Source organism: Aeromicrobium tamlense, from assembly GCF_013408555.1.
GTDB lineage: Bacteria > Actinomycetota > Actinomycetes > Propionibacteriales > Nocardioidaceae > Aeromicrobium > Aeromicrobium tamlense.
In genome coordinates, this window is the sequence record NZ_JACBZN010000001.1 from 2,959,448 (window position 1) to 2,978,912 (window position 19,465).

Below are 19,465 nucleotides of genomic sequence, written 5' to 3' on the forward strand. Positions count from 1 at the left end.
GGAGGAGACCGGGTTGTGAGTCGGGCGTGACGCGATTCGACTCAGGATTCTCAGGAGTCGCGTGCCGTCACGCGAGTGAGGAAGGCAACCGAGGCGCCCATGACCTTCTCGCCCTCGGGGGTCCTCAGGTCGAACTGGAACTCGTGGCCCAGCTCGGGGAAGAACAGGGGCTCGTGCTCCACGCCCAGCTCGCCGAGGCGGGTCGCGAGGGCGCGGCCCTGCTTCGTCAGCGGGTCCCCGTCGCCGCCGCTGAGCAGCGTGGGCGGGTAGCTCGCCGTGGCGTGACCGACGATCGAGGCCTCGCGCACCCGCGGGTCATCCGCGTCCTTCGTGCCGAGGTAGGCCCACGCCACGGTGCGCACGAACCAGCCGCCGATGCCCTCGTCGTCCATCGCCATCGGCGGGTCGTAGGGGCCGCAGTGCAGCATCGCCCCGCGCAGCTGGCCGGGCCGGAGGGCGGGCTCGATGCCGATCAGGCGCGCGTACGCCGGATCGGCGACGAGAGCCGCGTACTGGGCCGCGATCTGGGCGCCCGCCGAGTCGCCGGCGAGCACGATCCGGTCGGGATCGACGCCCAGCTCGTCCGCGTGCTCGCGGACGAACGTCAGCGCCTCGCCGAGCTGGCGCAGGGGCGTCGGGTAGTGGTGGTCGGGCGCGAGGGAGTAGTCGAGCGAGACGCCGACGTAGCCCTCCTGCGCCAACAACCGCAGGTACGGCGCAGGCTGCTCCTTGTCGCCGCCGATCCACGCGCCACCGTGCACCCACACGACGGCGGGCAGCGGCCCGCTGCGGTCCACCGGCGACCACACGTCGAGGACCTCGTCGGGGCCGTCGCCGTAGGCCACGTCGGTGCGCCCCTCGACGCCCTCGGCCTCGTCGCCGCGGAACTCGCCCGTGTCGGTCAGCGAGAACAGCCAGTTGACGACGTACACCCCCGGTCGTGGGCTGAGCTGCGCCCAGACCACGACCCCGAGGGCGGCCACCAGCACCGCGAGGAGCACCCGCAGGGCCCAGCGCCCGACCGCCCGCACGACTCGCACGCGCCCGAGCCTATGCCTCCCGCGCCGTGCCGGCGGGCGATCCGGTCACTCCCCCGACCAGGTGACCAGCGCGTCGAGCGCCTCGATCCGGTCGGCCGAGGCGCGCAGCGGGTTCACCTCCAGCGCGACCAGCTCGTCGCCGAGGGCGTGCGCGACCGCGCCGATCCGCGTGATGACGCGGGCCAGCTCGTCGAGGTCGACCGCCTCGGTCCCGCGCGCGCCCTGGAGCGCCTGCACGCCGCGCAGTGACCCGATCGCGCGACGGACCTCGTCCTGCGCGACCGGCAGCACCCGCAGGGCGCTCTCCCCGAGCAGCTCGACCCACACGCCGCCGAGGGCGACCGCCATCGTCAGTCCCCATGCCGGGTCGCGCACCACGCCGACCAGCAGCTCCGAGCCGCCGCTGCGGTGCGGCTGCACCAGCACCCGCGCCCCGTCGTGGCCGGCAGCCGCCACGGCCCCCAGCACCTCCTCGACGGCCTCGCGGACCTGGTCGGCGGACGCGAGCCCCAGCTTCACGCCGCCGATGTCGCTCTTGTGCTCGAGGCCGTCCACCGCGGCCTTGACCACCACGGGGTAGCCCATCGAGTCGGCCGCCGCGGCCGCCTCCTCGGGGGTCGCCGCCAGCTCGGACGGCACCATCGGCACGCCGTTCGCCGCCAGGAACGTGGCAGCGGGCTGCTCCGCCCACGAGCCGCGACGCTCCGGCAGCCCGTCCGGGAAGACCGGCTCCACGCGCGGCGGCTCCTGCTGACCCTCGCCGTGACGACGCACGACCTCGGACCAGCGCACCGCGTGACCGAGCGCGGTCAGGCCGTGCTCGATGCCGCCCGCGACCTGCGGGTACTGCGACCCGGCCTGGATCATCCGGCCCGTCTCGTTGATGTCCGTCAGGACGTTGCCCACCGGGATGATGGGCGTCGGCGACTCGCGGATCGTCTGCGCGTTGCGCGTGTACAGCTGCAGCGCGAGGTCGGGGTCGGCCGTCTGTCGGGGCAGGTCCTGGAGCATCATGACGAAGTCGATGCCCGGGTCGGCCGCCACGATCCGCAGCGCGTTGCCCATGAGCTCGCGGTCGAGCAGCACGTAGCCGGTGACGTCGAGCGGGTTGTTCGGCGTCGCGAACGACGGCAGCACCTCCGTGAGCTGCGCCATCGTCTCGGGCGTGAACTCGGCCAGGTCGAGGCCCTCGTCCTCCGCGCGGTCGGCGATGATCTCCGACGCGCCGCCCGAGGGGGTCACGACGCCCACCCGGCGACCCGGCAGCGGACCCGTCTCGGCCAGCAGCCCCGCCGTGATGATGAGGTCCTCCAGCGAGACGACGCGGATGACGCCGAGCTGCGCGAACGCCGCGTCGACCGTCTTGTCGTCGCCCACCAGGGCACCGGTGTGCGCCTGCGCGGTGCGCGAGGCCTTCACGCTGCGCCCGATCTTGAGCGCGACGATCGGCTTGCCCGCCGCCAGCGCCATCCGGGCGACCTCGGCGAACTCCTCGGGCCGGCGCACCGACTCGAGGAACAGCGCGATCGCCTTCGTCTTCGGGTCGTCCACCAGCCCGCGCACCACGTCCGTGACGGACATGATCGTCTCGTTGCCCATCGCCACGAGCAGCGAGATGCCGATGTTGCGCGACTGCGCGAACGACAGCACGCTGCTGGCCAGCGCGCCACTCTGCAGCACCACGCCGACCGAGCCGGCGATGAGCGGCTGCGGGATCGGCAGGCCGTACGGCGTGATGCCGTCGGCCGCGTTGATGAAGCCGTTGCCGTTCGGCCCGAGGATCGTCACGTCCAGCTCGGTCGCGAGGTCGAGCAGCTCCTGCTCGCGCACCGCACCCTCGCCGCCCACCTCGCCGTAGCCGGCGGTGAGGACCACGTAGTGCCGCGTGCCCCGCTGCGCCCCGAGCCGGATCACGTCCGGCACGACGTCGATCGGCGTCATGACGTAGACGAGGTCGACCTGGCCGGGGATGTCCGCCAGCGACGCGTACGCCTTGGTCCCGTGGACCTCCGGGGACTTCGGGTTCACCAGGTACACGTCACCGGTGAACCCGTTGACCTGCAGGTTGGCGAACGTGGCGACCGACCAGCCCGACTTGTCGGTGGCGCCCACGAGGGCGACCGACTTCGGGCGGAAGAACGCCAGCGGATCGATGCGCGAGCCGGGATCGGTCATGACAGCGAGGCCCCCACCTTGACGTGACCGCGCAGCAGGTTGCGCGCGATCGTGCGCTTCTGGATCTCGTCGGTGCCCTCGAAGATGCGCAGCAGGCGCAGCTCGCGGTACCAGCGCTCGAGCGGCAGCTCCTTCGTGTAGCCCATGCCGCCGTGGATCTGCAGCACGCGGTCGACCACGCGGTTCGCCATGTTCGTGCCGTAGAGCTTCGCGACCGAGGAGGCGTGGCGCGCGTCGCGGCCCTGCTCGACCTCCCACGCGGCGTGCAGCGTGAGCCAGCGCGCGGCGTCGAGCTCGACCGCGCTGTCGGCGATGTGCCACTGGATCGCCTGGTACTCCGCGATCGGCTTGCCCATCGAGATGCGGCTGTTCGCGTGCTCGACGGCCATCTCGATCATGCGCTCGGCGGCACCGAGGGCGCCGGCGGGAATCATGTAGCGGCCCTGGCCGATCCACTGCATCGCGAGGTCGAAGCCGTGGCCCTCCTCGCCGAGGATGTTGCGGTGCGGCACGCGCACGTCCTGGAAGCTGAGCGAGGCCGGGCCCCACTCGCCCATCGTCGGGATCGGGGTGGACTCCCAGCCCATGTCCCGGTCTACGAGGAAGCACGTGACGCCGCCGTTGGCGCCCAGCTCGGGGTTCGTCACCGCGAAGACCATGACGAAGTCGGCCTCGTTGCCGTTCGTGATGAAGATCTTCTCGCCGTTGATGATCCACTCGTCGCCGTCGCGCACCGCGCGGGTGCGGATGCTGCGGGCATCGGAGCCGGCGCCCGGCTCGGTGATGGCGAAGCAGCTGCGGCGGTCGCCCTCGATGGTCGGCAGCAGGAACTCCTCCTGCTGCTCCGGGGTGCCGGCGTAGAGGATGTTGTCGGCCGAGCCGCCGAAGCGGAACGGGACGAAGGTGCGACCCGCCTCGCCGGCGATGATCGCCGACATCACCGGGCCCACCGCCATGCCGCCGTACTCCTCCGGGGTGTTGATGCCCCAGTAGCCGTGCTTGCGCGCCTTGGCCTGCAGATCGCGGAGGGTCTCGCGGTCGATGCCCGGCCGCCCCTCGCGCTCGTTCAGCAGGACTTGGCTCTCCAGCGGCATGACCTCCTTGGTGATGAACTGGCGCACCGCACTGCGCACCGCGCGCTGTTCCTCGCTGAGCTCGAAGTCGATCATCATCTCTCCTCTGAGAATGTGTTTCTAGAATCGTCCTCTAGAATTGTGTTTAGCATCACGTACGGATGGTGTGCCGTCAAGGGGCGAAAAGGTCCTATGCTGTGTCAGCACCGCAGGCCGAGATCACGAGGAGCCGTCCATGTCCGCCACGGAAGCGCCCCGCCCCCCAGGGCGCCGATGGGCGAAGACGGAGGAGACCCGTCGCCAGGTCCTCGACGCCGCCGCCGAGGTGTTCATCGAGCAGGGCTACACGCGCGCCGGCATCTCCGACGTCGTCGACCGGGCCGGCTCCAGCGTCGGCAGCGTCTACCACCACTTCGGCGGGAAGGCCGAGCTCTACTTCGCCCTCTGGGACGAGTACGTCGGCCGTCTCGCGCGGGCCGCCGCCGACGCGGTCGCCAAGGTGCGCGCCTCGGGCGACGCCGACCCGCTGGTGCAGTTCGAGGCGGGCATGCTGGCCTACCTCGAGGCCGGCTGGCGCGACCGGCGCCTCTACCCCGTCTTCTACTCCGGGGACGCGCCGCCGGAGTTCGAGACCCAGCGGCGCGATCGCAGCCAGGAGTGGATCCGGCGCAACGTGATGATCCTCGGCCTGGGCAACACCGTGGAGGACCGGCTGACGGTCGCCGCGCTCACCAGCGTGGTGGGCGAGGCCGCCCGCGTCGCCGTCGGCTGCGGGACGGCCGCCCAGGCCAAGCGCGTGGCACGGCACGCCGTCGTGCTGGTCCGGCGGCTCTACCCCGACGCCGACTGACGCGCGGGCCTCAGTCCAGCGCGAACCGGGCCCGGCCACGGTCGATCACCACCGTGCCGTCGGCCCGGCGCACGCGGAACGCCACGTCGCCGGTGTCCACGTCCCACAGCTCGACGCTGAGGTCGTCGCCGGGCAGCACGGGCGCGGAGAACCGCCCCGCCATCGAGCGCATCGCGTCGCCGTCGCCCTTCGCCACGGCCGACACCAGCACCCGCGCGGTGATCCCGTAGGTCGCCAGGCCGTGCAGAATCGGTCGCTCGAAGCCGCCACGCGCCGCGAACGAGGGGTCGCTGTGCAGCGGGTTGCGGTCGCCGCTGAGCCGGTAGAGCAGGGCCTGCCCCGGCCACGACCCGGTCGCCACGACCTGGTCGGGCTCGCGGTCGGGCACCGGTGCGAGACCGGGCTCGGCCGCGGTGCCGCCGAAGCCGCCCTCGCCGCGGATGAAGACGCCCGACCGCGCGGTCACGAGCGGCTCGCCCGTGTCCGCCAGCACGGCCTCGGCCTGCGACCGCACGAGCGCGCCACTGCGCTTGTCCTCGATCCCCGTCACCATCGAGGTGATCGAGACGGTCCCCGAGGGCGGCAGCGGCCGGTGCAGCTCGAGCTGCTGCTCGGCGTGCACCAGCATCGCCGGGTCGAAGTCGCCGAGCTTGCGCCCGCGGGCGCCCCACGTGAGCATCACGCCGTACGACGGCAGCACCTTCTGACCGTCGCCGCCGGGCTCACCGTGCTCGGTCGTGTACGCCAGGTCCTCCAGCGGGTTGTCGTGGCCGGCTCCCACGCCCAGGGCGTAGAGCAGCGCGTCGGTGCTGGTCCAGGACTTCTCCACCGGCTCGGACAGGACGCCGACGATGTCGTGGTTCAGGCTCATCGGGTCGCCTCCTGGGGAACCTTGCCGTTCATGACCGCGTTGGGCCGGGCCTGCGCGAGCAGGTCGGGGAGGATCCCGTCGAGGTCCTCCACCGTGAGCCGCCGCTCCTCCTCCACGCCGGGGCCGGCGATCCAGCCCTCGGCCACGCTGACGTGGCCGCCGCGGATGTTGAAGACCCGTCCGGTCACGTCGGCGGCCGCCGGGCTGGCGAGCCAGGCCACGAGCGGCGAGACGTTCTCGGGTGCCCCGGGGTCGAACTGGCCCTCGGGGATCTCGGGCCGGTCGGTCCGCAGGCCCTCGGTCATGCGCGTCAACGCGGCGGGCGCGATCGCGTTGACGGTGATGCCGTAGCGGGCCAGCTCGCGCGAGGCGATGATCGTCAACGAGGCGATCCCCGCCTTCGCGGCGCCGTAGTTGCCCTGCCCGGGGTTGCCGTAGATGCCGGACGAGGACGTCGTGTTGATGATGCGCCCGTCGACCTGCTCCCCCGCCTTGGACAGCTCGCGCCAGTGCTTGGCCACCGCGCTCATCGGCGCGAACGTGCCGCGCAGGTGCACCTTGATGACGGCGTCCCACTCCTCGATGGTCATGTTGACGAGCGTCCGGTCGCGCAGGATGCCCGCGTTGTTGACCAGGACGTCGACCCTGCCGAAGGCGTCGAGCGTGGCGGCCAGGAGGCGCTGGGCGCCCTCGGGCTCGCTGATGTCGTCGCCGTTGACGAGCGCGAGTCCGCCGCGGGCGCGCACCTCCTCCGCCACCTGCTCGGCGGGGCCGGGCTCGTGACCCGTCCCGTCCAGTGAGGCGCCGAGGTCGTTCACGACGACCGCTGCCCCCCGGTCGGCGAACTCGAGGGCGTGGGCACGCCCGAGCCCGCGCCCCGCTCCCGTGACGATGACGACCTGACGATCTCCTGCAGACATGCGTTCTCCTCTGGTGGTGGGTCGGTGGGCGGTCATCCGCGGGTGAGGACGAGGGTCGCGGCGCTCATGAACATGCCGCCGTTGCCGAGCACGAGGCTCGTCTCGACGTCGTCGACCTGCGCCTCGGCCTGGCCGCGCAGCTGGCGCACGGACTCCTGGATCGCGAACATCCCGTACATGCCCGTGTGGGTGTAGGACAGCCCGCCGCCGTTCGTGTTCATCGGCAGCGAGCCGCCCGGGGAGGTGTTCCCCTCGGCGACGAAGGCCCCGGACTCGCCGCGGCCGACGAAGCCCATGTCCTCGAGTCCGTACAGCGGCACGTGGGCGAAGGCGTCGTAGATCATCAGGTGGTCGATGTCGGACGGGCCCATGCCCGCCTCGCGGAACGCGGCCTGGCTCGACAGCGTGAACTGCCGGCACGTGCTCATGTCCTCCATCTGCGACACCATCGGCGTCGTCGCGGCCTCGCCCGTGCCGGCCACGTTGACCAGCGGGAGGTCGCTGCCGTGGGCCTCGGCGAACTCGCGCGAGGTCACCACCAGCGCGCCGCCACCGTCGGTGACCAGGCAGCACATCAGCAGCGTGAACGGCCAGGCGACCATGCGGGCGCCGAGCACCTCGTCCACCGTGACCTCGTCGCGGTACATCGCACGGCTGTTGCGCGACGACCAGCGCCGCTGCGCCACCGCGACCTCGGCGAGGTGCTCCAGCGTGTTGCCGGTCTCCTGCAGGAACCGCAGCGCCGGGATCGTGAACGTGGTGGGCGGGCCCAGGACGCCGTAGGGCATCTCGAACTGCGCCATCGACGAGTCGGGCTGGCGCGCCCACGGGGCGGCGCCGACGCGCGACCGACCGGACTCGCCGTGCGTGATGAGGACGGCGGTCGCGTGACCGGCCCGGATGGCCGCGACGGCGTGCCGCACGTGGAAGAGGAAGGACGAGCCGCCCACCGACGTGCCGTCGACGTAGGTCGGCGTGATGCCCAGCGCGTGGGCCACCGCGACGGGGCCCGGCCCGCCGGTGGAGACCGTGGCGATGCCGTCGATCTGGTGCAGGCCCAGGCCGGCGTCCGCGAGGGCACGCCGCGCCGACTGCACGTGCAGCTCCAGGGTGGAGGTCTCGGGCAGCCGCCCGACCTCCTCGGTCTCGGCGGCGCCGAGGATGACGACGTCGTCCCTCATCGCGCGACCTCCGACTCCGACGGCTCGAAGACCGGGATCGCGAGATCGCCGCGCTGCTCGAACGTCACCTGCAGCGGCAGGTCGAGGGGGAGGAACTGCGGCTCCGGCGGGACGCCGACGATGTTCGTCATCATCCGCGGGCCCTCCTCGAGCTCGACGACGGCGATCACGGTGGGCGGCTCGAAGCCCGGGGCCGGTCGCTGCGAGATGACGTAGGAGTACAGGGACGCCCGGCCCGAGCAGGTGATCCACTCCAGCGCCTCTCCCCCGCACCGGGGGCACGACGAGCGCGGGTAGAAGAACGGGCGGTCGCAGTCGGTGCACGACTGGATCCGCAGCTCGCCGGCCGCGGTGCCGTCCCAGAACGGCCGGGTCTCCGGCGAGGCCTTCGGGACGAAGCGGTCGGCGACGTCCGCTCGTGGCTTGGTGTCGGTGATGGGCATCAGCGAGGTGCCTTTCTGGTGGAGGGGCCGACGTCGGCCCGCGAGTCGTCGAGGTAGTGCAGGATCGCCTCGACCGACGCCTGGGCGGCGCGCAGTCGCAGCGAGTTCAGGTGGGGGTGGATCGCGCGGGCGATCTCGGCCGGGCCGCGTCCGGCGGCGGCATGGGCCGCCACCTGGTCGACCCGGCGCAGCCGGTCGCTCACGCGGTCCTCCAGGTACTGGCGCGGCTCGCGCACCACCGGACCGTGACCGGGCAGGAACACCCAGTCGTCGTCGACCACGTCGGCCAGGCGCCGCATCGACGACAGGATGTCGACGATCGTGCCGTCCGGGTGGCTGATGAACGGGTTCACCCGCGCCAGCACCGTGTCGCCGGTGAGGACGAGCCGGTGGTCCGGCAGGACCAGGCTCACCCCGTCGGCGGTGTGGCCCGGCGTCCGGATGGCCCAGGCCTCGCTGGCGCCGAGGTCGAACCGCGTGCCCTCGGCGATCACGCCCCGCTGGACCCGCGGCCGGATCGGCGCGGACCAGCGCTTCGCGAGGGGCGCGGCCGCCTGCGAGTGGTCGCCGTGGTGGTGGCTGAGCACGACCTCGCGCAGCCGGCTGCCGCTCGCGTGCACGACCTCGTCGATCGCCTCGAGGTGCTCCGGGTCGTCCGGCCCCGGGTCCACCACGATGGCGTCCCCGCCACCGGTGAGCACCCAGGTGTTCGTGCCCTCGAAGGTCCACTCGTTCGCGTTCGGCGCGAGCACCAGGTGGATCCCCGGCGCCACCTCGAGGGGCTCGCCCGGCCGTGGTGCGGTGCCATCGACATCCCACATGTCAGTCCTGCTTCAGCCAGATGTTCTCGTACTCGCGGGCCGAGTAGTCCGGGTGCGGGTTCCACGAGCGCACGCGGGGCGAGAGCAGGGTCTGACCGTCGTAGACGTACAGCGGCAGGGGCGTCAGGACGTTCTCGAGGATGTACCGGTCGATCTCCTGGAGCGCCTTCTCGCGCTCGCCCGTGTCGGTGATCGCGCGCTGCGCCTCGATCTTGGCGTCCAGCTCCGGATCGTTCACGTTCGACCAGTTGCGGCTGCCCTTCGAGTGGTACTCGGTGGTGAGGTACTCGTCGGCGGTGAGCATCGGCGTCTGCAGTCCGTAGGCGATGTCGTACTTGCCGTTGGGCCACGTGTCACCGGCGTAGGTGGCGTAGTCCTGGACGTCCAGCTTGACCTTGATGCCGATCTTGGCGAGGTCCTCCTGGACCCACTGCGCCTCGCGCACGATCGTCTCGCCGTAGCCGGTCGTGACGACCATCGTGGCCTCGAAGCCGTCGGGGAAGCCGGCGTCGGCGAGCTGCTTCTTCGCCTCGTCCGGGTCGTACGGGACGAGCTTCTCGACCTCCTCGGTCGGCAGCGCGCCGAAGATCGTCGGGGTGATCGGGCCGGTGACCGTGCCGCCGGCGCGGATGCTGTCGATCATGCCCTGCTTGTCGATCGCCATGGCCACGGCGCGACGCACCTCGACCTGGTCGAACGGCTTCGACTCGGCGTTCATGTAGACGCGGGTCTGCGTCGTGCCGGCCTCCTGGCTCTTCTGCAGTCCCTCGACCTGGCTGAGCAGCTGGTCGACCTGGCGCTTCTCGGTGGAGAGCGTCGTCATCATGTCGATCTTGTTGCTGCGCAGCGCGGCGATCTGCGCCTGCGCGTCGGGCATGATCGTGGTCGTGTAGCCGTCGAGGTACGGCTGGTTCTCCACGAAGTAGTCGGGGTTCTTGACGTAGACGCGCTCCTGGTCGCGCTTCCACGACTCGAGCATGAACGGCCCGGTGCCGATGGCCTCGGTGGCCGGGTCGAAGCCGCCGTCCTTCGCCTCGCACGGCAGGATCGCCAGGAACGGGTTGGCGAGCGTCTCGTCGAACGCCGAGAAGCCGGACTTGAGCGTGAACACCACGGTCTGGTCGTCGGGCGCCTCGATCGAGTCGACGTTGCCGATCAGGCCCAGCGCGTGGCCCTGGATGTCCTTCATCCGGTCGAACGTGCAGAGCACGTCCTTCGAGGTGAACGCCCGGCCCGACACCGGGGGCTTGTCGTGCCAGACGACCCCGTCACGGAGCGTGATGGTCCAGGTGCGGTTGTCCTCGCTGGTGTCCCACGACTCGGCGAGGTCGCCCTCGACCTCGTTCGTGCCGTACTCCACGTCCTCGCCGGTCTTGAACGCCAGCAGCCGGCTGTAGACCGCACCGATCGCGGAGTGCACCGAGTACGCCGGCTCCTTCTGCAGGTCCAGCGACGGCGCGTCGGCCGTGCCGGCGATGTGGAACGTGCCGCCCGGCTGGGGCGGGCCGTCGTCCGTGACGAGCGCGCCCTCGGCGGAGGACTCGGACGAGCCGCCGCCGCTGCCGAAGCAGGCGGACGACACGGCCGCCGTCGCGACGAGGATCGCGGCGAGCTTCGCCGGTCTGCGGGTGGTGGTCATGGTGTCTCCTTGGGTCGCGGCACGGGGTGATCGGCGGGAACGGGTGGTCATCGACGTTGCTTGGGGTCGAGGAAGTCGCGCAGCGCGTCGCCCAGCAGGTTGAACGCGAGCACGGAGATGGACAGGGCCAGACCGGGGAACAGCGCCATCCACGGCGCGATCTCCAGCTGGCGCGAGGCCTCGCTGAGCATCCGGCCCCAGGACGGGGTCGGCGGAGGCGTGCCGATGCCCAGGAAGCTCAGGGCCGACTCGGCGATCAGGACGATCGCGAACAGCAGGCTGGTCACGACGAACAGCGGGGCCATGAGGTTCGGCAGGCCGTACTTCACCAGGATCCGCTTCGTGCTGCACCCGACCGCGCGGGCCGCCTCGACGTAGGTCTCCTCGCGGATGCGCAGCATCTCGCCGCGTGCCACGCGGTTGAAGGCGGGGATCACGAGCAGCGCCAGCGCGAGGATCGTGTTGCGGATGCTCGGGCCGAGCAGGGCGGCCACGAACAGCAGCAGGACGATCGACGGGACCGCCATGAGCGAGTCCATGATCCGCTGGATCACGGTGTCGACCCACGTGCCGCCGAAGTAGCCCGACACGATGCCCAGCACCAGGCCGGCGACGCCGCCGATGGCGAGGGTCGCGACCGAGATGAGCAGCGAGGTCCGGGCCCCGTAGAGGACGCGGCTGAGCACGTCGCGCCCGAGGTCGTCGGTGCCCATCAGGTGGTCGGCGTTCGGCGGCACCATGATCGCCGCGCGGTTCTGCGCGAGCGGGTCGTACGGCGAGATCAGCGGCGCGAGGATCGCGAGCGCCACGAACACGAGGATGATCGCGGCCGCGACGGCGCCGAAGGGCTGCTCGCGCAGGTAGCGCCACATCCCGCGGCGCCGGCGGGCGCCGCGCGACAGGATCGGCGGGGGCAGCGCTCCCGTGGCGGTGGCGGACGCGAGACGGGGTTCGGTGGTCGTCATGACGAGGGCCTCTCAGTACCGGATCCGCGGGTCGACGACCGCGTAGAGGATGTCGACGAGCAGGTTGACGAGGATGAACAGGCCGCCGTAGACGATCACGCAGCCCAGGACGACGGGGTAGTCGCGGTTCTGCACCGCGTCGAAGATCAGCGAGCCCATGCCGGGGATGCTGAAGATCGACTCGAGGATCACGGTGCCGCCGAGGATCGCGCCGACCTGCAGGCCGAGCAGCGAGAACACGGGGATGAGGCTGTTGCGACCCGCGTGCTTGGCCAGCACGGTGAACTCCGAGGCGCCGCGCGAGCGGACCGTCCGGATGAAGTTCGAGCCGAGGACCTCGAGCATCGAGGAGCGCAGCATGCGGGCCACGCCGGCCATCGACCCCACCGCGAGCGCCAGCGCCGGCAGGGCGAGGTGCGTGAGGTTCTGGGCCAGGTTCTCCCCCGGCCCGACGTAGACCAGCGGTGGCGACCACCCGAACCACTGCGCGAGGTAGGTGATGAGCAGCAGCGCCAGCCAGAAGTTCGGGATCGACATGCCCACGACGGCCAGGACGCGCAGGATCTGGTCGGTCAGGGAGTTCGGCTTCAGCGCCGAGATCACGCCCAGGGGGATGCCCAGGGCGAGGCCGAGGAACAGGGCCAGCAGGCCCAGCTCGAGCGTCGCGGGCAGCCGCTCGGCGATGTGGTCCACGACCGGGCGCCCGTCCTGGAACGAGGTGCCGAAGTCCAGCCGCATCGCGTCGGTCATGAAGGTGAAGAACTGCGAGACGAGCGGCTCGTCGAGACCGAGCTCGGCGGAGCGCTGGGCGACCTGCTCCTCCGTCGCGCCGGGTGCGTCCGCCAGCTGGAGGCGGACGACGTCGCCCGGGATGAGCCGCAGCGTGAGGAAGGTGAACGTGGCGACGAGTCCCAGGACGAGGAGTCCGTAGCCCACGCGACGGCCGGCGAAGGTGATCATGCGTCGACGACCTTCCGCTCGTCCACGAGGTGGCAGGCGACCTCGCGCTGCCCCAGCTGGAGCAGCTGCGGCTCGTCGTGGTCGCACGGCTCGAACCGGCGCGGGCACCTCGTGTGGAAGTGGCAGCCCGACGGCGGGCGGCTCGGACTCGGGATCTCGCCGGCGAGTGGCGAGCGCAGGTGACCGCGGTTCTCCAGCGACGGCACCGCCTCGACCAGTGCCGCCGTGTAGGGGTGCTGCGGCGCGTTCATGAGGTCGTCGGTCGGGCCGGACTCGACGACCTTGCCGAGGTACATCACGCAGATCCGGTCGGACATGTAGCGCACCACGTTGAGGTCGTGCGCGATGAAGAGGTAGCTCAGCCCGAGCTCGCGCTGGACCTCGCGCAGCAGGTTGAGGATCTGCGCCTGCACCGACACGTCGAGCGCGGACACCGCCTCGTCGCACACGATGAGGTCGGGGTCGGTGGTGAGCGCGCGGGCGACGCCGATGCGCTGGGCCTGGCCGCCGGAGAACTGGTGCGGGAACCGCTCGAGCGCCCGCGACGGCAGGCCGACGAGGTCGAGCAGCTCGAGACAGCGCCGGTGCCGCGACTCCGGGGTGCCGATCCGGTGGACCACCATCGGCTCGGTCAGCACCTCCTCGATCGTCATGCGCGGGCTGAACGAGCTGACGGGGTCCTGGAAGACCAGCTGCATGCGGCGGCGGAGTCGGGCGAGGTCGCGGCGGCCCAGCCTCGAGACGTCGCTGCCGTCGAACGAGACCCGGCCGGAGGTCGGCTCCAGCAGGCTCAGCGCGAGCCGGCCGAGGGTCGACTTGCCCGAGCCGGACTCGCCCACGAGGCCCACGGTCTCGCCGCGGCCCACCGAGAGGCTCACGCCGTCGACGGCGCGCACCGGAGGCTGGCGCTTGCGGCCGGGGAAGTGCTTCACCACGTCGCTCAGCTCGAGGATCGGACCGGTCGACGGCGTCACCTCCGGCACGACGCTGACGGGCGACTCGGTCACCGGCGCGACCGGCGTCCCGGCGCTCATCGCGCCACCCCCGCCGCGAGGGCCGGCTCGTCGGCCTCGGCCACCCGCCAGCACCGGGCGTTGCGCCCGTCGATCTCGAGCAGCTGCTGCGGCTCGTCGCACCGGCCGGCCTCCGACAGCGGGCACCGGGTCGAGAAGCGGCACCCGGTGGGCATCGCCTCGAGCGACGGCACCACGCCGGGAATGGCCGGCATCGGCTCGTCGCGCGGCGTGTCGGGTCGGGGGATCGCTCGCAGCAGGGCCTGCGTGTACGGGTGCTTGGGGTCGGTGAGGATCTCCTCCACCGTCCCGGTCTCCACGACCTCGCCGGCGTAGAACACCGCGACCCGGTCGGCCATCTCGGCGACCACGCCCATGTCGTGGGTGATCAGCATGAGGGCGACGCCCGTCTGCTGCTGCAGGTCGCGGATGAGCCGCAGCACCTGCGCCTCGACGGTCACGTCGAGCGCCGTCGTCGGCTCGTCGGCGATGAGCAGCCGGGGCGAGCACGCCAGGGCGCCGGCGATCATCACACGCTGGCGCTGGCCGCCCGAGAGCTGGTGGGGGTAGGCGTCGACCTTCGACTCCGGATCGGGGATGCCCACCTCGGAGAGCAGCTCCACCGCGCGGCGCCGGGCCTGCTTCTTCGACATCCTCTGGTGCATCCGCAGCGCCTCGGACAGCTGGTTGCCGACCGAGAACAGCGGGTCCAGGGCCGTCATCGGGTCCTGGAAGACGATCGAGACCTCGTTGCCGCGCAGCTGGCGCAACCGCTTCTTCGACGCGTGGGTGATGTCCTCGCCGTCCCAGCGCACCGTGCCGCCGCTGATCCGCCCGTTGCCGAGCAGTCCGAGCATCGCGAGCGCGGTCACGCTCTTGCCCGATCCGGACTCGCCCACGACGGCGACGGTCTCCCCGGCCCGGATGTCGAGGCTCACGCCACTGATCGCCTCGACCTGCCGGCCGCCGGTGCTGAACTCCACGTGCAGGTCGTCCACCCGGACGAGCCGCTCACCTGAGGTGGTCACAATTCCGTACCCCAATCTAGAATCTCACTCTAGGATGGCTTGATCATCCAGTGCGGGCACGGATGTGTCAAGGGTCACATCCCGCGCCGCGCGACCTACCCGGCGTGTGACTCGGAGTGACACCACGGACGGGTGGTGCAAAGAACGTGATTTTAGAATATGGTTCTATTCGGGAGGTGCCGTGAGGAGCCAACGACCACGTGCCGGCGCCGCTGCCTGGTCCACGCTCTGCGTCGTGTGCCTGGTCAGCATGCTGATCGGTCTCAACTCGAGCACCGTCAACGTCGCGCTGCCCGCCCTGACGCGGCACTTCGACGCGACCCAGCTGCAGGCCAGCTGGCTGATCCTGGGCTACATGGTCGCCAGCACGGCGTGCCTGCTGCTGTTCGGACGGATCAGCGACATCGTCGACCAGCGGCGCTTCTACCTCGGCGCGCTCGCGCTCTACACCATCTGCAGCCTCGCGTGCGGCTTCGCGCCCACCGTCGACTGGCTGATCTGGCTGCGGATCGTGGCCGCGCTGGGCGGCGCGATCCTGCTGGGCAACGGCGCCACCTTGATCCACGCGATCTTCCCGCGTGACTCCCTCGGCAGCGCCATGGGCCTGTACGCCGCGTCGTTCCCGATCGCGAGCCTCATCGGCCCGATCGCCGCCGGCATGATCCTCGAGGTCACCGACTGGCGGTGGGTGTTCTGGATGAACGTCCCGATCGGCCTGGTCGCCTTCACCACGGGCTGGTTCCTGCTGCGGCGCAAGGACGAGCGCGAGGAGAAGACCTCGCTCGACCTGCCCGGGAACGTGATCGTGATCGCCGTCATCACGCTCACGACCGTGGGCATCTCGCTCGTCACCGAGTTCACGTGGAGCAGCCCGTGGGTCTGGGGCAGCCTGCTGCTCGCCCTCGCGCTGCTGCCCGCCCTGGCGTTCGCCGAGCGCCGCAGCCGCCACCCCGTCATCGACGTCGAGACACTGCGCACCCACGGCATCGGCCTGCTCCTGCTGGCGGGGTTCTTCCTGAGCGCGGGCCGGTTCCCGGCCATCGTCCTGATGAGCCTCTACCTGCAGGGCCCGCTGGGCTTCCGGCCCAGCGAGACGGCCCTGCTCCTGCTGCCGATGCCGATCGGCAGCATCCTCGGATCGCTGTGCGTGGGGCGGCTGTCCCGGCGGTGGCGCTCGCGGCAGATCTCCTCGTTCGGCGCGATCGTCGGCCAGCTCGGCGTGTTCGCCCTGGCCGGGGGCGTGTTCACGCAGAACACGTGGGTGCTGGGTGTCGGGCTCGTCCTCATGGGCATGGGCACGGGCCTGTTCATCGGCTCGAACGCGACCTCGCTGCTCGAGGCGACGCCCGAGTCCAGCCTCGGCGTCGTGAACGGCATGCGGCTCGCGGTGCAGAACACCGGCAACGTGCTGAGCCTCGCGGTGGCCCTGACGCTCATGACGATCGGCCTCAGCCCGGCGCTGAGCGACGCGGTGCTGCAGGCGTCGATCCCCGGCGATCCGCCCGCCGAGGTCATCGCGGGCTTCGGCTACGCCCTCCTGCTGCTGTGCATCCTCGGGCTCATCGGCATGACGCTCTCCATCGTCGCGGCGCTGAAGCCGTCGCCGGAGATCCTCCAGGAGCACGACGCGGTGGCCCTGCAGGGCGCCGCCGAGCCCACCTGAACCGTCAGTCCGCCTCGATCCCGAGGTGCACGACGAAGCCGCCGGGGTCGCGCACCTGCGCGACGCGCTCGCCCCACGGCATCGGCGCCGGCTCGGCGATGCTCGTCCCGCCCGCCTCGAGGGCCGCCCGGTAGGCGTCGTCGAGGTCGTCGACGTAGAGCCACAGCGCCATCCCGATCGGCTCGGTCCCCAGGTCGTCGTCGACGGCGATGCCGATCGACGAGCCGCCCAGCGCGAGCGCGACGTAGACGTCGCGACCGCCGGCGTCGAACGCGTAGGTGCGCTCGGCGCCGAAGGCGTCGCGGTAGAACGACTCGAGCCTCGGCAGGTCTCGCGTCGCCAGGATCGGGAAGCCGCCCGTCACCCCCATGGGGGCAGCCTACGAAGGGCGCGGGGTCAGATGCCCAGGGAGCGCCCGACGATCTCCTTCATGATCTCGGTGGTGCCGCCGTAGATCGTCTGGATGCGCGTATCGCGGTACGCCTTGCTGATCGGGTACTCGCTCATGTAGCCGTAGCCGCCGTGCAGCTGCAGGCACGAGTCGACGGTCCTCTTCTGCAGCTCGGTGGTCCACCACTTGCCGGCCGCGGCGTCGTCGATCGAGAGCTTGCCATCGTTGAGCGCCTCCACGCTGCGGTCGACGAAGACCTGGGCGATGCGCTGCTCGGTCTCGAGCTCGGCCAGCACGAACCGGGTGTTCTGGAACGAGCCGATCGGCTTGCCGAACGCCTTGCGGCTCTTCACGTACTCCAGCGTCATGTCGATGACCTGGCGGCACGCGGCCGCCGCGACGACCGAGATCGTGAGGCGCTCCTGCGGCAGCTTCTCCATGAGGTAGACGAAGCCGCGGCCCTCCTCGCCCAGCAGGTTCTCCACCGGCACGCGGACGTTGTCGAAGAAGAGCTCGGCGGTGTCCTGCGCCTTGAGGCCCAGCTTGTCGAGGTTGCGGCCGCGCTCGAAGCCCTCCATGCCGCGCTCGAGCACGATCAGCGACACGCCCATCGCGCCCGCGTCGGGATCGGTCTTGCACGCCACGATGACGAAGTCGGCGTTGATGCCGTTCGTGATGAAGGTCTTCGCGCCGTTGACGACGTAGTGGTCGCCCTCGCGCACGGCCGTGGTGCGGATGCCCTGGAGGTCGGACCCGGTGCCGGGCTCGGTCATGGCGATCGCGGTGATCATCTCGCCCGACACGAACTTCGGGAACCAGCGCTGCCTCTGCTCGTCGTTCGTGTAGCTGAGCAGGTAGCCCGAGACGAGGTCGGTGTGCAGCGCGAAGCCGACGCCGCTCGCGCCGACGCGGGTGAGCTCCTCCTGAAGCACGACGTTGTAGCGGAAGTCCGAGACCCCGCCGCCGCCGAACTCCTCGGGCATCATGAAGCCGAGCAGGCCCAGCTCGCCGGCCTTCGTCCAGACCTCGCGCGGCACGATGCCCTCGCGCTCCCACTCCTCGTGGTGGGGCACGACCTCCTTCTCCAGGAAGGTGCGCACGGTGTCGCGGAACGACTCGTGCTCGGGCTCGAACAGGGTGCGCTCCATCAGTTCTCCTCGTTCTCGACGGCGACCTTGTTCTCGATCAGGTCGTCCACGTCCTCGATGCCCCACGCGGTCAGCGCCTCGCGGGTGCTGGCGCCCGGCCGGTCGGGCGCCCGGTGGATGCCGGTGCCGGTGGCCGAGAAGCGGGGGGCGGGTGCGGGCTGGGTGATGCCGTACTCCTCGACGTACGTGCCCCGCGCGACGTGGTGGGGGTGCTCGTACGCCTCCTCGAGGGGCACGACGGGGGCGACGCAGGCGTCGGTGCCGGCGAAGAGCGCCGTCCACTCCTCCTGCGTCCGGCTGAGGAACCAGGTGCGCAGCGTCTCGCGCAGCTCGGCCCAGTTCTTGGGGTCGTTCCGGTCGGGCAGGTCGCCCAGGCCGACCGAGGCGAACACCTCCTGCATGGCGTACCAGAACCGCGGCTCGAGGCCGCCGACGCTCATCCAGTAGCCGTCCGAGGTCTCGTAGACGTCGTAGAACGGGGCTCCGGTGTCGAGCAGGTTCGTGCCGCGGCGGGGGCTCCACGCGCCGGACTGCTGCATGCTCACGGTCATCGCCATGAGGTGCGCGACGCCGTCGGTGATCGCGGCGTCGACGACCTGCCCCTCACCCGTGCCGCGGGCGTGGGTGAGCGCGGCGAGCACGCCGGTGACGAGGTACATCGACCCGCCGGCGAAGTCGCCCAAGAGGTTGAGCGGCACCTGGGGCGGACCGCCGGCGCGGCCGATCGGGTCGAGGCCTCCGGCGACGGCGATGTAGTTGACGTCGTGGCCGGCGGAGGAGGCCAGCGGGCCGGTCTGGCCCCAGCCCGTCATCCGGCCGTAGACCAGGCGTGGGTTCCGCTCCAGCGCGACCTCGGGGCCGAGCCCGAGACGCTCCATGACGCCGGGACGGAAGCCCTCGAGGAGGATGTCGGCGCGCTCGACCAGCTGGAGCACGAGCTCGACGCCCTCCGAGGTCTTGAGGTCGACGGCGGCGCTGGGCCGGTTGCGGCCCAGGATGTCGCGCTCGGGAGGCGCGACCTGCAGGGCGTTGCCGCCCGGACGGTCGATGCGGATGACGTCGGCACCGAGGTCGGCGAGCAGCATCGCCGCGAACGGCCCGGGCCCGATCCCGACCATCTCGACGACGCGCACACCACTCAGGGGTCCTGTGCTCTGGGTCACGCCGTGATTCTGACACCAACGCTGTCACAGTGGCAACCGACTCCCGTGTGGCCCGGTTCACAGCGCGCGCGAACTGTGCGATGCTGCATGCGACATCGTGAGTGTCACATCGGTCGTGCCG

General features: G+C 71.3%; 18 protein-coding genes. 2 read left to right on the top strand and 16 right to left on the bottom strand.

Features of this window, described 5'->3' with window-relative positions:
* Positions 1 to 50 precede the first annotated feature (50 nt).
* From BJ975_RS14470 to BJ975_RS14480, 3 genes are read right to left on the bottom strand one after another with little or no spacing between them, the layout of a single operon-like run.
* A complete protein-coding gene (locus BJ975_RS14470; protein WP_179427178.1) occupies positions 51 to 1,040 on the bottom strand; it encodes an alpha/beta hydrolase in 990 nt (329 codons plus the stop codon).
* 45 nt (positions 1,041 to 1,085) lie between these two features.
* Positions 1,086 to 3,215 (bottom strand): acetate--CoA ligase family protein, encoded by a 2,130-nt coding sequence (locus tag BJ975_RS14475; protein ID WP_179427180.1) that lies wholly within the window; start codon positions 3,213 to 3,215, stop codon positions 1,086 to 1,088.
* On the bottom strand, positions 3,212 to 4,384 hold the full coding sequence (locus BJ975_RS14480; RefSeq protein ID WP_179427182.1) for an acyl-CoA dehydrogenase family protein: 1,173 nt from the start codon (positions 4,382 to 4,384) through the stop codon (positions 3,212 to 3,214). Before BJ975_RS14480 ends, BJ975_RS14475 begins: the two co-directional genes overlap by 4 nt.
* Before the next feature lie 139 nt (positions 4,385 to 4,523).
* Here BJ975_RS14480 and BJ975_RS14485 point away from each other — a divergent pair, with 139 nt between their 5' ends.
* Positions 4,524 to 5,138: a TetR/AcrR family transcriptional regulator gene (locus BJ975_RS14485; RefSeq protein ID WP_179427184.1), complete on the top strand. Its 615-nt coding sequence runs from the start codon at positions 4,524 to 4,526 to the stop codon at positions 5,136 to 5,138.
* Between the two features lie 10 nt (positions 5,139 to 5,148).
* On the opposite strand, the gene BJ975_RS14490 is transcribed toward BJ975_RS14485, so the two are convergent.
* Genes BJ975_RS14490 through BJ975_RS14535 form a run of 10 tightly spaced genes read right to left on the bottom strand, consistent with a single transcriptional unit; the run spans position 5,149 to position 14,979 of the window.
* Positions 5,149 to 6,009 carry a MaoC/PaaZ C-terminal domain-containing protein gene (locus BJ975_RS14490; RefSeq protein ID WP_179427186.1) on the bottom strand — a complete coding sequence of 287 codons (861 nt, stop codon included), beginning with the start codon at positions 6,007 to 6,009 and terminating at the stop codon, positions 5,149 to 5,151.
* Entirely contained in the window at positions 6,006 to 6,929 is a 924-nt protein-coding gene (locus BJ975_RS14495) for an SDR family oxidoreductase (RefSeq protein WP_179427188.1), read from the bottom strand. Before BJ975_RS14495 ends, BJ975_RS14490 begins: the two co-directional genes overlap by 4 nt.
* A 32-nt stretch (positions 6,930 to 6,961) precedes the next feature.
* A complete protein-coding gene (locus BJ975_RS14500; RefSeq protein WP_179427190.1) occupies positions 6,962 to 8,110 on the bottom strand; it encodes a thiolase C-terminal domain-containing protein in 1,149 nt (382 codons plus the stop codon).
* On the bottom strand, positions 8,107 to 8,553 hold the full coding sequence (locus tag BJ975_RS14505; RefSeq protein ID WP_179427192.1) for a Zn-ribbon domain-containing OB-fold protein: 447 nt from the start codon (positions 8,551 to 8,553) through the stop codon (positions 8,107 to 8,109). Before BJ975_RS14505 ends, BJ975_RS14500 begins: the two co-directional genes overlap by 4 nt.
* Positions 8,553 to 9,374 (bottom strand): MBL fold metallo-hydrolase, encoded by an 822-nt coding sequence (locus BJ975_RS14510; RefSeq protein ID WP_179427194.1) that lies wholly within the window; start codon positions 9,372 to 9,374, stop codon positions 8,553 to 8,555. The genes BJ975_RS14505 and BJ975_RS14510 overlap by 1 nt, the downstream gene beginning before the upstream one ends.
* A gap of 1 nt (position 9,375) precedes the next feature.
* Complete coding sequence (locus BJ975_RS14515) at positions 9,376 to 11,013, bottom strand: ABC transporter substrate-binding protein (RefSeq protein WP_179427196.1); 1,638 nt, start codon at positions 11,011 to 11,013, stop codon at positions 9,376 to 9,378.
* 47 nt (positions 11,014 to 11,060) lie between these two features.
* Positions 11,061 to 11,978, bottom strand: a complete 918-nt coding sequence (locus BJ975_RS14520; protein ID WP_179427198.1) for an ABC transporter permease — start codon at positions 11,976 to 11,978, stop codon at positions 11,061 to 11,063.
* A 12-nt stretch (positions 11,979 to 11,990) separates the two neighbouring features.
* Positions 11,991 to 12,938, bottom strand: coding sequence for an ABC transporter permease (locus tag BJ975_RS14525; protein ID WP_179427200.1), 948 nt, complete (start codon positions 12,936 to 12,938; stop codon positions 11,991 to 11,993).
* Complete coding sequence (locus BJ975_RS14530; RefSeq protein WP_179427202.1) at positions 12,935 to 13,972, bottom strand: ABC transporter ATP-binding protein; 1,038 nt, start codon at positions 13,970 to 13,972, stop codon at positions 12,935 to 12,937. Before BJ975_RS14530 ends, BJ975_RS14525 begins: the two co-directional genes overlap by 4 nt.
* Entirely contained in the window at positions 13,969 to 14,979 is a 1,011-nt protein-coding gene (locus BJ975_RS14535; protein WP_179427204.1) for an ABC transporter ATP-binding protein, read from the bottom strand. Before BJ975_RS14535 ends, BJ975_RS14530 begins: the two co-directional genes overlap by 4 nt.
* A gap of 235 nt (positions 14,980 to 15,214) precedes the next feature.
* Between BJ975_RS14535 and BJ975_RS14540 the strand changes: the two genes are divergently transcribed.
* Positions 15,215 to 16,642 (top strand): MFS transporter, encoded by a 1,428-nt coding sequence (locus BJ975_RS14540; protein WP_179427206.1) that lies wholly within the window; start codon positions 15,215 to 15,217, stop codon positions 16,640 to 16,642.
* A gap of 4 nt (positions 16,643 to 16,646) precedes the next feature.
* Here the strand turns inward: BJ975_RS14540 and BJ975_RS14545 are convergent, their stop codons facing one another.
* Genes BJ975_RS14545 through BJ975_RS14555 form a run of 3 tightly spaced genes read right to left on the bottom strand, consistent with a single transcriptional unit; the run spans position 16,647 to position 19,344 of the window.
* The gene (locus tag BJ975_RS14545; protein ID WP_179427208.1) at positions 16,647 to 17,012 is read right to left on the bottom strand and encodes a VOC family protein; all 366 of its coding nucleotides are present in this window, start codon (positions 17,010 to 17,012) and stop codon (positions 16,647 to 16,649) included.
* Positions 17,013 to 17,038: 26 nt separating this feature from the next.
* On the bottom strand, positions 17,039 to 18,181 hold the full coding sequence (locus tag BJ975_RS14550) for an acyl-CoA dehydrogenase family protein (RefSeq protein ID WP_179427210.1): 1,143 nt from the start codon (positions 18,179 to 18,181) through the stop codon (positions 17,039 to 17,041).
* On the bottom strand, positions 18,181 to 19,344 hold the full coding sequence (locus BJ975_RS14555; RefSeq protein WP_317628261.1) for a CaiB/BaiF CoA transferase family protein: 1,164 nt from the start codon (positions 19,342 to 19,344) through the stop codon (positions 18,181 to 18,183). Before BJ975_RS14555 ends, BJ975_RS14550 begins: the two co-directional genes overlap by 1 nt.
* Positions 19,345 to 19,465 lie beyond the last annotated feature (121 nt).

Coding starts and splice junctions, on each gene's coding strand:
- BJ975_RS14475 (WP_179427180.1), bottom strand. CDS start 3,215: ATGACCGATCCCGGCTCGCGCATCGATCCGCTGGCGTTCTTCCGCCCG.
- BJ975_RS14515 (WP_179427196.1), bottom strand. CDS start 11,013: ATGACCACCACCCGCAGACCGGCGAAGCTCGCCGCGATCCTCGTCGCG.
- BJ975_RS14520 (WP_179427198.1), bottom strand. CDS start 11,978: ATGACGACCACCGAACCCCGTCTCGCGTCCGCCACCGCCACGGGAGCG.
- BJ975_RS14495 (WP_179427188.1), bottom strand. CDS start 6,929: ATGTCTGCAGGAGATCGTCAGGTCGTCATCGTCACGGGAGCGGGGCGC.
- BJ975_RS14490 (WP_179427186.1), bottom strand. CDS start 6,009: ATGAGCCTGAACCACGACATCGTCGGCGTCCTGTCCGAGCCGGTGGAG.
- BJ975_RS14550 (WP_179427210.1), bottom strand. CDS start 18,181: ATGGAGCGCACCCTGTTCGAGCCCGAGCACGAGTCGTTCCGCGACACC.
- BJ975_RS14500 (WP_179427190.1), bottom strand. CDS start 8,110: ATGAGGGACGACGTCGTCATCCTCGGCGCCGCCGAGACCGAGGAGGTC.
- BJ975_RS14530 (WP_179427202.1), bottom strand. CDS start 13,972: ATGAGCGCCGGGACGCCGGTCGCGCCGGTGACCGAGTCGCCCGTCAGC.
- BJ975_RS14525 (WP_179427200.1), bottom strand. CDS start 12,938: ATGATCACCTTCGCCGGCCGTCGCGTGGGCTACGGACTCCTCGTCCTG.
- BJ975_RS14505 (WP_179427192.1), bottom strand. CDS start 8,553: ATGCCCATCACCGACACCAAGCCACGAGCGGACGTCGCCGACCGCTTC.
- BJ975_RS14485 (WP_179427184.1), top strand. CDS start 4,524: ATGTCCGCCACGGAAGCGCCCCGCCCCCCAGGGCGCCGATGGGCGAAG.
- BJ975_RS14480 (WP_179427182.1), bottom strand. CDS start 4,384: ATGATCGACTTCGAGCTCAGCGAGGAACAGCGCGCGGTGCGCAGTGCG.
- BJ975_RS14545 (WP_179427208.1), bottom strand. CDS start 17,012: ATGGGGGTGACGGGCGGCTTCCCGATCCTGGCGACGCGAGACCTGCCG.
- BJ975_RS14510 (WP_179427194.1), bottom strand. CDS start 9,374: ATGTGGGATGTCGATGGCACCGCACCACGGCCGGGCGAGCCCCTCGAG.